The organism is Amycolatopsis jejuensis (assembly GCF_000717335.1).
Lineage (GTDB): Bacteria > Actinomycetota > Actinomycetes > Mycobacteriales > Pseudonocardiaceae > Amycolatopsis > Amycolatopsis jejuensis.
This window is the reverse complement of sequence record NZ_JNYZ01000029.1, coordinates 150,068-162,488: the sequence shown is the minus strand read 5'-3', so window position 1 is coordinate 162,488 and position 12,421 is coordinate 150,068. Positions and strand designations below refer to the sequence as shown.

Below are 12,421 nucleotides of genomic sequence, written 5' to 3'. Positions count from 1 at the left end.
TCGACACGCTCCACCGCGAGCGGCAAACGGCGTGCTGCATTGCGATCGACGAGCTCGAAGCAGGTCACATGTCGATCGCTGCACCCGTCCGCGATTCCACGAACTGCATCATCGCGTCGGTGAATGTCGCCGGCCCGAAGTTCCGGCTCGCCGACCGGGTCGAGACCCTCTCGGCCACCGTGAAGGTCGCCGCCCGCCGCTTGAGTTCCATCATGGCCGACGGACCAAGCGGAGCCCGGCCGCGGTGAAGGTGCGAAAACGCAGGCTGCGACCGTCAACTCGGTCCCGACGGCAGTGACGCCGCCCGAATACCGCGAGCTTGGCCGCCTGCGGGGCATCGCCGGCCAGGAAAGCGTCGTGCCGGTCCGCCGACTCCAGCGGTCTTGACGAGCTTCCCGCTCGTCCGCCAGCCGCCCGGCGGTGCAAGGAGCAACGCCATCGGCAGGCTGCGGTGCGAGCACGGGCTGTCACCCGGCACTCCGTTCCCGCGCCCCTCAAAGCGGTCGGATCGATCAAGAGTGGTGCCGGTAGGACATTCACCGACTTCGTGGTCACCGACCGGGTCGCGATGTTCACTCGGAAGGATTTCTCGCAACCTGGAAGCGAAGCAGCGGCCGCCCACGAGGTGGCCGGTGCCCATTTTCGGCAAGAGCCACAGCAATCTTCTCCGGGCACGGAAAACATGATTCTCGGGACGACGGCCGTGCCCGCACGACGGCGTCGCGCAGCCAAAAGCCGACACTCGCTGTGGATAGCTTCGGCAAGCACGTTGAGCTGCTTGCCTTTCCGCATCGGACACACCGAGCGCCGCCGGTATCAACCAGATCGTGACCTTCGCCGCGCCTGCGCCGCCGCAGCTGCATCACAGCGGCGGAAAGCCCAATCACCCATCCGCACATCGTGGTGGCCAAGCGCAATTCGGCCGGAACCGCCGCCGCGCGCATCACCAGACCGACCGCGGCCGGGTGCTCCCGGCCGACTGAGAACAGCGATTCTTCACCCGGCGGAACCTGGCTCGCCCGTGGTAGACCGTGATCGTCGAATGCCGAAAGTCTCCCCTCATCGGCGAACGAACCGTGGTATGGGGATCCACCGGAGATAGCCGCAGCCGTCCGCTCTCCACTCAGGGCAGAATTTCCTTGGCGGGCGGCGGGAAGTACGTCGTGCGACTGGGCCCGACGCCGAGCCGGACCAGATTTTCCAGCCAGGCCAGGGCTGCCCTCGTCGGGTCGATGACTGGTACCGCGCTGCCGTCGCGTTCCAGCCGGGCCTGGAGTGCGTCCGCGACGCCGAGCATGCCCGTGCAGCCGAGCACGATGACGTCGGCCTCCCCGGCGGTGACAAGAGCATCGGATTCCTTGGCCAGCCTTCCGAGCAGGAGCTCGTCGTCGTTCAGGCTGAGTATCGGGACGTCGACCGGGCGGACCGATCGGCAACGTTGTGGGATGCCGTGCTGGCGAGCCATCCGGTGCACCGTCAGCACTGCCGGCTCGAAGGCAGACCGCAGATCTGTGTCCTCCTCAGAGCCGGTGCGTGCTCTTGTTTAGTCTAGACGAACGCCGTACAGTCTCGCCACACGCCTATCTGCGGCGTGATGACCCCTAGGGACCCAAAACAAGACCTGGAGGCGAAGCGTGAGAACGAGACGAGGTGCGCTACTCGTCGCGGCTTCAGTTGCGACGCTGATCGCGGCGGGGTGCAGTGGCGCTGCCAACGGCGGCACCGGCGACAACAACGGAGTACCGACCGGAGGGACACCGGTCGCCGGTGGAACGGCCGTCTTCGCGCTGCAACCTTCGACTACACCCAACTGGATCTGGCCCTTCATTGACCCCGGACACTCAACCGGCGCCAATGTCCTGCAGTTTCAGCCGCTGATGTATCGGCCGCTGTACGTCTTCGGTGATGGTCAGGCCACCACGATCAACAACAACAAGAGCCTGGCGAATCCACCGCGGTACTCCAACGGCGGCAGGACCGTGACCATCACGCTGAAGCCCTACAAGTGGTCCGACGGCACGTCCGTCACCTCCACCGACGTCATGTTCTGGCTCAATATGGCCAGGTCGCAAAAAGACAAATGGGCCTGGTACTCACCAGGTCGGATTCCGGCCAACATCACGTCAGCGACCATTGACGGCCCGACGACGATCACGCTGAACCTCGATCGGCCATACTCGCAGCAGTGGTACACCACCAACCAGCTCACGACCATCACGCCAATGCCGCGAGCGTGGGATCGGACGGCAAACGGGCCCAGCAACTGCGCCGGGAACGTGTCCGACTGCCCGGCAGTCTATGCATACCTCTACAGCCAGGCCAAAGATCTCAAGTCCTACGCCAGCAGCGAGCTTTGGTCGGTGGTCGACGGCCCGTGGAAACTGTCGAGCTTCGACGCCGACGGGCACGTTGCGATGGTACCGAACAAGCTCTACTCCGGACCCGACAAGCCGCGCCTGGAAAAATTCCAGATGGCGCCCTTCACCACAGATTCAGCGGAGTACAACGTGCTCCGCGCAGGCGGCAGCAGTATCCACGTTGGCTACATTCCGGCGCAAGACATCACCGCGCCGACGAACGATCCGACCGTGGCCGGACCGAATCCGCTGGCCGCCAACTACTACATGGTCCCGTGGATTCAGTACCGGATCAATTTTTTCGAGTGGAACTTCAACAATCCCACCGTTGGCCCGATCTTTCGCCAGCTCTACTTCCGACAGGCCTTCCAGCATCTGGTGAACCAGGATGCCATCATCAAGGGACCGATGAAGGGATATGGTTATCCGACCACCGGTCCGGTGCCGTTGCTGCCCAAGAGCAGCTACGTTTCCAGCCGCGGCCAGGCCGTTCCGTACCCGTACTCGATCGACAAGGCGAAGGCACTGCTCGAACAGCATGGCTGGACGATCAACACGTCCGGACCCGGCACGTGCACAAGGCCAGGCACCGGGCCCGGCCAGTGTGGTGCCGGAATCAGTGCCGGCCAACGACTCGAGTTCAATCTCGTGTATGTCAGCGGATCGTCGGTAGTGGCTCAGGCGATGGAGGCGCTGAAGTCGGACGAGTCGAAGGCGGGAATAGTACTGAACCTTTCCGGGGGTACCTTCAACGACGTCATCGGATCACTGATTCCGTGCAAGCCCGACGAGAACGTCTGCAAGTGGCAGTTCCTGAACTGGGGAACAGGATACTCCGTCACGGGCTACCCGACCGGCGATCAGATCTTTGCCACCGGCGCGGGTGGTAACAAGAACCGATATTCCGACCAGGTCAACGACGCGAACATCGCCCGCACGATCCAAAGCTCGGACCTGTCCACATTGCATCAGTATCAGGATTATCTGGCAGACCAGCTCCCGGTGGTGTGGCAACCCAACCAGGTCGCCCAGCTAACCGCTGTCGCGACGAACCTGCGCGGCGTGGCACCGCAAAACGTCGCGGGAAGAATCTTCCCGGAAGACTGGTACTTCGTATCAAAGTAGCGCACGACAGCGGCAGTGGACCACCTTCGTCGATGCAACGACAGACCGACGCACCACTTACGGCGAACGCCCCACAGAAAGGCGAGCACCGGTGTCAAGCAATATCGATTTGCAGGGTCGAAACAATCTTCCGGAACGACGAGCACATGCGAGTACAAGAACAGAAGCCGCATTGAATGGACCATTGGCATGAGGCCGGCCGCCTCATCCGAGCAGGCTGGTGACGCGCCGTGCATGGCACTCGTCGGTGCCACGGTCATGGACGGCACCGGCGGTGCCCCGGTGCACGATGCCGTCGTCACCATCCGTGGCGGTCGCGTCGTGTCGGCCGGGACCGAGCCGGCGCCACAGAATGCCGAGATGGTCGACGTGACCGGCAAGTTCGTCATTCCGGGCCTGCTCGACGCCAACGTGCATCTTGCGCTCGCACCGTTCGAGGAGATGGTGAAGAACGTTGAGTGCTATCACGAGATGGCGCTGGAGGCAGCCAAAGTCACGCTCAGAGGCGGCGTGACCACGGTGTTCGACACCTACGGCCCGTTGGAGCCACTAGTCCAGGCCCGGGATGCAATCGACTCGGGTGACGCCGTGGGCAGCCGGATCTTTGCCGCAGGCAACATCATCGGTTTCGCGGGCCCGCTGTCGCCGGACTTCTTCGCCGACGGAAGCAAGGTAGTCAACAAAGAGACGCTCGAACGAATCAACCGCATCTGGGATGCCGGCGTCGGCTCCGACCTGCTGTACCTGAGCATGAACGATCTGCGAAAGCGGATCCGATCCTACCTTGATCGCGGATTGGTGAACTTCGTCAAGTACGGATCCAGCGGACATGTCCAGGAGGATCACCTCCTGTTCTCCGAACGCGCTCAGCACGCGATCGTCGAAGAAACACACGCTCGCGCCCTGACCGTGCAGGCTCACACAACGTCCCCGGAGAGCTTGTGGATGGCGGTCGACGCCGGAGTAGACCTTATCCAGCACCCAGATGTCACAGGTCCGCATCCCATCCCCGAAGACACACTCGATCTCCTGGTCGAGCAGCAGGTCGGATGCGCCGCGCTGGTGCAGACCGACGCGATGCTGGCGTGGAAAGCGTCGAAGGACGACTCGAACGGCGCGGACACGACTGCCGACAAGAACAATCGTCGCCTGATCGAGGCCGGCGCACGATTGCTGCTGACCACCGACTCGTATCTGGTGCAGTCGCGGTACCGGCACGACCCGAGGCTCGGACCTCGTATCAATGGCGCCCCCGACATGCTCGGCGAACTCGGCGAGGGCCACTTCCGGTGGCTCATGGCCGTGCACGAGCGAGGAATGCGCCCCATGGACGCACTGCTGGCCGCCACCCGCAACGTTGCCCTGGCGTACGGCAAAGCTGACGAGCTCGGCACATTGGAGCCAGGCAAGCGGGCAGACCTCGTGGTACTCGACGCGGATCCGCTCGACAAACCCCAAAACTACCGGCAGATCACGGCGGTCATGAAGGACGGCATCTTCATCGACCGTGACGCACTCCCATCGAGCCCACTGAGTCCAGCCTCGCGATAGGGACTGTTCCAAGATCGGCTCTGGCTCGACACGCCGGGTTGAGGTCCGGCGCGATGGGCACTGTGAGAGATGACATCGAACCTTGTGAGTCCACGCAAGCCTGACCAGAAGCCGGCGCAGCTGTCGCCGGAGCAGGCCGCCGCGGGGGGGGGTGATGGCCGCGCGAGGGTTGGCGTTGACTGGCCCGGATGGTCAGCTGAAACTGTTCACCAAGAATGTGCTGGAAACGGCGCTGAACGAGGAAATGACCGAGCACCTCGGTCATGAGAAGAATCAGGCGGAGCCGGTGTGCCCGTGAGTAAGGAGACGATCTCGGGGATCGCCGCGAGGCAGGAATGGGCCAGCCGGCCGCTCGACGCGATCTATGCGGCCGTGTTCATCGATGCTATCCATGTCGAGGTCCGGGACGGCCCGGTCGCCAACCGGCCTGCCCACGCAGCCATCGGCGTGACGGTGGACGGGAAAAAGGACGTGCTGGGCCTCTGGATGGGGTCGGCGGGGAGGGCGCGATGTTCTGGATGAGCGTCCTCGTCGACCTGGAGAACCCGCGGCGTCCGGCGATCCGGGCGAAGGATGTAGCGCGATGGCCTGCCACACCTGGTCGACGTCGGCGGCTAGGATCCCTTTCCCGGTGAGGAATTCGGCGCAGGTCGGCTCCCTCGACCTCGAACCGCCGGCTGTGCACGCCATCGGCGGCCACCCCCGATGCCGTGCAGGGCGAAGGCAGCGAACAGCAGGTCGTCGTCGTAATCGCAGCCAGCGGGCCAGCCGAGCCGGGGTGCGACCATTCGCGCGAGCGAGTGCCGAGATTGACATGTCCCGCTGGATTACCGCCACCGCCGCTTGGTCTCCCCCGCCTGCTCCTGACGAGTCACGACGTTCATGAGCGACCCAGGACTTCCGACCCCGGTTACCGTATTGATCCGGTGTGCGACCGGGGCACGTGAACCAGATCAAGATGCTCGAGCGTCACCGGTAACGGCATACGATTTCGCCTGCCCGGCAACGAGCCATCCTCGCGTACCAATCAGTGAACGGGACTGCAGAATACGAGTGAGGGCAGCGCAACCGTTCCACCAGGACCTGACATACCGGCGTTGCTCACCATCAGGCCGACCCGGCTCCCCTGTCCGCACCGGACCGAGCAGGGCGGCCGCCGACTTGTTGCCGCGCACGTCGGTCTGCCGCACCGGCGCTGCCTGGCGTACCGGCCGCAGCCTTCATCGTTCGGCTCCTCAGCCGAGCCGGGGGATGATCTCAGAAGCGATCCGCTCCATTTGCTCGGCCTGGTCGTGGAGGGCGGTGAACAGGATCAGGCCGGCGCCCGCGTCGATCACCTCGCGCACGCCTCGCACGCACTCGCCGACCGTGCCGGCAACCGCGGCAGATGCGATGTCGGCGGGCACTTGACCGTAGACGTTGGCCAGTCCGGCGTTCATCCGCTCCCGGGCTCGCGCACCGTCATCGTCGACTGCGAGGTAGATCCGCTTGGCGATGGGGAAGTCCGACTCGGTGCGGCCGGCCTCGGCCAGTGTCTCGCGTACGACCTTGACCTGGTCGGCGAACGTGACGGTCGGCGAGGAGCCCGCGCCGAAGAAACCGGTGCCCAGGCGGATCGCCCGACGGATCGCGGCACCGCCCGAACCGCCGAACCACAGCGGCGGATGCGGCTTCTGGAACGGCTTCGGCTCCATGGCCAGCTCGTCGACCTGCCAGAACTCGCCGTCGAACGTGACGCGCTGCTCGGTCCACAGCGCTTTCATCAGCTCGACGCCCTCGGTGAACCGCGTGAGGTAGCGCTCGCCGGTCATGCCGAACGCGGCGTACGGCCGGTTCTTGCCACCGGTGCCGACGCCGACTTCCAGCCGGCCACGGCTGAGCTGGTCGAGGCTGGCCAGGCTTTTGGCCAGATGCGGTGCGCTGTGCACAGTGGACACATACACGGTGCACCCGATGCGCAGCGTGTACGTGCACGAGGCCGCGAAGGTCATCGCCTCGGTCGGGCTGAGCTGCGGCGAGTGGCTGTACACCTGTTCCTGCGCCCATGCACTGTGGAAACCCAGCTGCTCGGCGCGCTGGAGATACGCGCGGAACGCAGCTGGGTCGAAGGTGCCATCAGGATAGAACTGCGGGATCGCGATCGCATACCTCATTGCTCACTCCTAGATCGACTTCGCTGCGGCGGCGGCCCACCCGCCGGCTCATGAAGTGGCCGGTGCCAAGGGAAGCAGGGTGAAGAACTCTGCGGCGCGCTCGAGAGCGGCGACGGGCACCCGCTCGTCGGTCTGGTGCGCCAGATGGGGATCTCCCGGGCCGAAGAGCAGCGTCTGCAGGTTGGCGCCGGGGTGGAGGATGGAACCGTCGGAAAAGTAGCTGACACCGGACACTTCCGGTGGCCAGCCAAGGACGCCCTCCAGGACGCGTCCGGCAGCTCGCACGAGAGGCTCGCCGGGATCCGTCCCGACGGCTGCGTAGTCGCCGGTCACCGTCATCTGGGCCTCGAAATCGGGAAGGGTGGACCGGAGATCCTCGAGCAATTCTTCGATGCGGACCACCAGGGCCGCGTGCTCGATCCCGGGCACTCTGCGGAGATCGACCTGCGCACTGCACCGATCCGGGACGATGTTGACGACCGAACCGCCCTGGATGGTCCCGACGCTCAAGGTCGGACCTCCCAGCACGGGGTGGGCAGCGAGCCCGAGATCCAGCGCGCCGAGCCGCTCGAGCAGGGACATCATGTGGGTGATCGCATTGACTCCCTGGTCGGGCATGGCGCCGTGCGCTGCCCGGCCGTAAGTGACGAATTCCAGGAACAGGGCGCCTTTGTGGGCGACCACGAGGTCCAGGTCGGTCGGTTCCGCGATCACCAGGCTCGCGATGCCCTCCAGCGCGCCGCTGTCGCGGGCCGCGCGGGCGCCGGCGCAATCGACCTCCTCGCCGGCGGTGGCGAGGAAATGCACGTCTGCCGGTCGCGGTACGTCGGCACGCGCAAGGGTGGTCATCCCGACCAGCATGGCGGCGAGGCCGCCCTTCATGTCGACGGACCCGCGTCCCCACAGCACGCCGTCTTCGTCGACCTCGGCAGCATGAGGCGGGCGCGTCCACTCAGCGGTGCCCAGCGGGACAGTGTCAAGGTGCCCGCAGTACATCATCGGCGCTTGCTCGCCCTTGCCCCGAAGGACCAGATGCAGGTTCGCGCGGCCTTCACCGATCGGCTGCAGACTGCCGGTCAGCCCGAAGCGCTTGGCGTATGCCAAAGCGACTTCCGCGGCCTCGCGCTCGTTTCCCGGCGGGTTCACCGTATCGATCCGCAGGAGCTCACGCGTGAGCTCCAGAACCTCGCGGCGGCCGGGGCGGGGCGTCGGCACTGATTGGGCATCGCTCACGATCTTGTGCTCCGTCTCCTGTGCTGGGGATCCCTGGCAGCACCGCCCCGCGGTTGCGACAGCACGCGGGTGCGACGCGGCCGTAACGCATCCTGGCAAACTTGGCCTGATCGGAACACAGCCAAGTTGAAGGTGTTGGCATCATGGGCCCGGACCACCTTGCGAACCTGCTCGAACCGTGGCTGTCGGACAGCCTTGCCGGCTACGCCGCGGTGTCCATGGGAATCCGCAGCCTCGTGCTGGACGGCCGGCTGCCGAACGGAACTCGACTCCCGTCCGAACGCGCTTTCGCCGCGACCCTGGGAGTGAGCCGAACGACCGTCAGCGCCGCCTACAACCTGCTACGCGCTGAGGGCTATATGCGTAGCGCACACGGAGCGGGAAGCCTGATCACCCTTCCCGCAGCAAGTGTCCAACGGCCAGACACCCGCCTCGGGGAACCTGAGGAGATCCTGGACCTGACAGTGGCCGCTTTACCCGCTCCCAGCAGACTGGTCGAGGCGGCGGTGGCAGCCGCGGCGGAGCTCCCGTCGCTGCTGGCCGGCCACGGCTTGCACCCCTTCGGCCTGCCCGCACTGCGAACCGCGGTCGCGAAGCACCTCACCGGCCGCGGCATCGCCACCGACGCCGAACAGATACTCGTGACCAGCGGTGCCCTGCAGGGCTGGAACCTTCTGCTCCGTGCAGTCGGCCGGCCCGGCCGTCCGGTCTTGGTGGAACAGCCCACCTACCCTGCCGTGCTCGACGCCCTCCGCGCCCACCACCTCCGCCCGGTCCCGCTACCGGTCACGGCCGCCGGCTGGGACCCGCCCCCGGCAGGCATGACCATGGCCCACCTGACCCCGGACGGGCACAACCCCACCGGGCTGGTCGCCGACGAAACCGCCCGCCGCCGGCTTCTCGCCGGCCTGCAGTGCCCGGTCGTCGCCGTTGACGAAACGTTCGCCGACCTGATCCTGGACGGGCCCACGCCACCACCCGCCGCAGCCCTGCGGCACGACGTCGTCACACTCGGATCACTCAACAAGGCATTCTGGGCGGGCTTGCGGATCGGCTGGATACGCGCAAATCCGGAACTCCTGGCCCGGCTGGCACGCGAACGTGCGTCCATCGATCTCGGCAGCCCGGTTCTGGACCAGCTGGTCGCCGTGCACCTCCTCGACGACGCAGCCACCGTACTGGCCAGCCGACGCGACCATCTGCGCCGCTCCCGAGCCGCCCTCGAACAAGCCCTGCGCGCCCGTCTCCCGGATTGGCAGTGGTTCCCTCCGAAAGCCGGCATGGCCCTGTGGGTCGAACTGCCCCGCCCGAGCGCAACCCGCCTGGCCGCGTCAGCGCTCGACCTGGGCCTCCGGATCATCCCAGGACCGCGCTTCACCGTCGACGGCACAGCCGACCGGTGGCTCCGGCTGCCGTTCACCCTGACCACCGGTCAAGCCGGCATCGTCGCCGGCCTGCTCGAACAGGCATGGGAGCGATCGGCGCTGCCAACGACTCGCGCACTGCGCGTCCCGCGATGGACTGCTTGAGCCTCTTCGTACCGCAAAGCCCAGCAGCGATCCCGCTCCCGCTCTCCCCTGTGCGCGGACCTTCCCGGCTCGGAATCGTGCGGCGGCTCCGACCCCGTCCAGGCCGATCGGCGGCTGATCCGTCCAGGCCGGACGGGACCTGATCACTCACGACCGTCCGGGAATCCCGAGCCGATTGCCGACGACCGGCACCCGAGGGACCCCTTCCGGCGCATCGCGTGCGCACTCGTGAACTGTGCGGCCGCTGACGATCGTCGCCACGGCGAGGATGCCCGCCGAGACCTCGCACGAGTTCGATGTCATGGGTCTGCCATCGGACGTTCGGCGCAACCCTGGTCTCCTTGACCTGGACCATCGCCAGCCCGGGGTGCGCGGGTTCCTCGCAGCGCATCGACACGTCGATGTCGCCGGACAGCGTTCCGGACATGAGGTCGTCCTGAGTGCCTTCGGACAACTCGATCTGCACCCAAGGATGAGCGGTCGCGAACGCTTCGAGCAGCGACGGCAGGAATGGCACGGCCGGCAGCTGCATGGCGAGGCCCCTCATCAGGTGCCCCGGTACGGTCAGCACGACGCCCCGCGACTTCTGGCGCACGCAACCGCGCGCAATGCCCGCTCCAGCTCGGTCACCAGGCCGACACCACCGAGGCGGAGCAAATGCAACTCCTTGCCTGCCGCACTGATGCTGCCGGAGGGTGCAGCGGGAGCATCCATGACGAGGCCTTCCACGGCCAGGCTGAGGCCATAGCGCGCATTACTGGTCGGGGACCCTCGCGCCGTGCATCCGGTCCGGGTGGCACCGATGGTCACCTCCGCCGTCTGGCCGGCGGCTTCATCCTCACCGCGGCGCAGGTGTTCGGGCCGATGAGCCTCGGGTGGCGGTGGATCCCGTTGTTCGTCCTCACGGTCACCGCCGTGCAGGCCCGGCTCGAGGACCCGGACCGATGAGCGGGTACGCGCTGTTCGCCGTCATCGTCGCTCCACGCTCGTGGCGACTCTCGCCGGTCGCGAAGAAGATGAGCACCGCCCACCAATTCTGGGCGGCGGGCGGATCCTCACCCCGCAATCCCCTGCTGCCCAGACACTCGGCGCTCCGCCATCGCCTGCCGCCTTTCGTCGCGGACGGCTTCCAGCCGGAGCGCGTAGCGGGAATCGAGGTCGGCTGGTGTCCAGTCGCAGTCGTGCTCCAGTTCGACGTCAACGTGGGCGACACCGGGCAGCGCGTCGAGTATTTCGCGGGCGCGGATGACGAACGTGGCGCCCATCATGCAGCCCGGCTCGGTGAGCCCGACACGTACCCGTACCGCCGCCCCGCCGGGTCCCTGGCTCACCGATACCTCGCGCACCAAGCCCATCTCCGCCAAGCCTGCGGGTGCTCCGGCGACCACGCTGCACGGATCGACGATTGTGTCGAGGTGCGCGCGGATCTGTTCGGGGGTCACGCCGTGACCGCCTTCGCGGTCCACGGCTCGGCCAGTTCACCGCGTTCGAAGGGAGTGACCTTCAGGTCGAGGATGCGGGCGATGTTGCCGCCGAGGATGGCGGCCTTCAGCTTCGGCGTCAGCGGCTGCAGGCCGTACCCGTCGATCATCTCCTGGGGCAGCTGAAACTCGTGGAACGCCTCGATGAGCGGCCGAGGGTGCAACGCGGTGCATCCGGTGGCCCAGATGATCCGGTCGTGCGCGCCCGTCATCAGGAGCCGGGCGAGGATTTCGGCGAACCGCAGCGGTGCATTGACCAGGAACGCGGTCGCACTCTCCAGCACGACGGACGCGTTCGGGAAGTACGACAGCTGCAGGGCCGTCTCCTCCAGGAAAGCAAATCCGCCGTGCACGATCTGGAAGTTCAGACCGGGGAACGCGACCAGCGCGTCCTCGACATCGGCGACGCCGAACGGCGAGACCGGGCAACCGCTCATCGCGACCGCCTTGTGCACCGCGACACTGCGGATACCGCGCTTCTGCGCGTGTTCCAGGATCGGGTACACGGCTTCGCGATCGTCCATCCGCACTGACTGGCCGACCCCGTCGTAGATGTCGTACGGGTAGAACTTCAGGCCGACACAGCCGTGCTCGTCCACGAGCCGGTCGACCTCACCGATCGGATCCGGGGTATGCGGCCAGATACCGCCGAACAGCGCCACCCGGCCCGGGTAGCGCGCACGCAGATCCCGGCCGACCCACAACGGCGAGGCCCCTCCCTCGTACATCCCGTACAACGGGATGTCGTGGTAGATCGCATAGTCGACCTGGCTCTCGGCGAACAACGCGTGCCCGAGAACGTCGGCGTCGACGCGTTCGAACCGCTCCCGGTCCAGCTGCCAGCGCCGATCGCCACGTGGCGAGAAAACCCGGTGGTAGCCGCTGTACAACGCCTCCACCACCTGACCGGCGGCCGGGTGGCGGTAGGTCTCGGGTGGTGAGTGGTAGCCGTGCACCACGGCGTCAACGACAAGGGTGCCTTCGATCATCGG

The 12,421-nt window shown here is 66.3% G+C and carries 10 protein-coding genes and 1 pseudogene; 5 read left to right on the top strand and 6 right to left on the bottom strand.

What is annotated here, in order from left to right:
* The coding region (locus tag OO71_RS34515) for an IclR family transcriptional regulator domain-containing protein (protein ID WP_033294159.1) at positions 1 to 248 on the top strand (248 nt) is incomplete at its 5' end.
* A gap of 875 nt (positions 249 to 1,123) precedes the next feature.
* Here OO71_RS34515 and OO71_RS34510 read toward each other — a convergent pair.
* Positions 1,124 to 1,465 carry an aspartate/glutamate racemase family protein gene (locus OO71_RS34510; RefSeq protein WP_156096702.1) on the bottom strand — a complete coding sequence of 114 codons (342 nt, stop codon included), beginning with the start codon at positions 1,463 to 1,465 and terminating at the stop codon, positions 1,124 to 1,126.
* A gap of 169 nt (positions 1,466 to 1,634) precedes the next feature.
* Between OO71_RS34510 and OO71_RS34505 the strand changes: the two genes are divergently transcribed.
* From OO71_RS34505 to OO71_RS52585, 3 genes and pseudogenes are all read left to right on the top strand, one after another.
* Positions 1,635 to 3,482: an ABC transporter substrate-binding protein gene (locus tag OO71_RS34505; protein ID WP_156096701.1), complete on the top strand. Its 1,848-nt coding sequence runs from the start codon at positions 1,635 to 1,637 to the stop codon at positions 3,480 to 3,482.
* A gap of 234 nt (positions 3,483 to 3,716) precedes the next feature.
* On the top strand, positions 3,717 to 5,033 hold the full coding sequence (locus OO71_RS34500) for an amidohydrolase family protein (RefSeq protein ID WP_033294158.1): 1,317 nt from the start codon (positions 3,717 to 3,719) through the stop codon (positions 5,031 to 5,033).
* A 69-nt stretch (positions 5,034 to 5,102) separates the two neighbouring features.
* Positions 5,103 to 5,578, top strand: a pseudogene (locus OO71_RS52585) (transposase); the annotation flags it as partial.
* A gap of 690 nt (positions 5,579 to 6,268) precedes the next feature.
* On the opposite strand, the gene OO71_RS34490 reads toward OO71_RS52585, so the two are convergent.
* Positions 6,269 to 7,186: an LLM class flavin-dependent oxidoreductase gene (locus OO71_RS34490; RefSeq protein WP_033294156.1), complete on the bottom strand. Its 918-nt coding sequence runs from the start codon at positions 7,184 to 7,186 to the stop codon at positions 6,269 to 6,271.
* A gap of 48 nt (positions 7,187 to 7,234) precedes the next feature.
* The gene (locus OO71_RS34485) at positions 7,235 to 8,419 is read right to left on the bottom strand and encodes a M20 family metallopeptidase (RefSeq protein ID WP_156096700.1); all 1,185 of its coding nucleotides are present in this window, start codon (positions 8,417 to 8,419) and stop codon (positions 7,235 to 7,237) included.
* Positions 8,420 to 8,562: 143 nt separating this feature from the next.
* Here OO71_RS34485 and yczR point away from each other — a divergent pair, with 143 nt between their 5' ends.
* Entirely contained in the window at positions 8,563 to 9,948 is a 1,386-nt protein-coding gene (gene yczR, locus OO71_RS34480; protein ID WP_051792594.1) for a MocR-like transcription factor YczR, read from the top strand.
* Here yczR and OO71_RS53490 read toward each other — a convergent pair.
* The 3 genes from OO71_RS53490 to OO71_RS34465 all read right to left on the bottom strand — a co-directional run bounded on the left by OO71_RS53490 (position 9,836) and on the right by OO71_RS34465 (position 12,418).
* Positions 9,836 to 10,480, bottom strand: a complete 645-nt coding sequence (locus OO71_RS53490; protein ID WP_162186155.1) for a LysR substrate-binding domain-containing protein — start codon at positions 10,478 to 10,480, stop codon at positions 9,836 to 9,838. The genes yczR and OO71_RS53490 overlap by 113 nt on opposite strands.
* Positions 10,481 to 11,003: 523 nt before the next feature.
* Complete coding sequence (locus OO71_RS47875; RefSeq protein WP_162186154.1) at positions 11,004 to 11,390, bottom strand: metal-sulfur cluster assembly factor; 387 nt, start codon at positions 11,388 to 11,390, stop codon at positions 11,004 to 11,006.
* Entirely contained in the window at positions 11,387 to 12,418 is a 1,032-nt protein-coding gene (locus tag OO71_RS34465) for an amidohydrolase family protein (RefSeq protein WP_033294153.1), read from the bottom strand. Before OO71_RS34465 ends, OO71_RS47875 begins: the two co-directional genes overlap by 4 nt.
* Between the last annotated feature and the right edge of the window lie 3 nt (positions 12,419 to 12,421).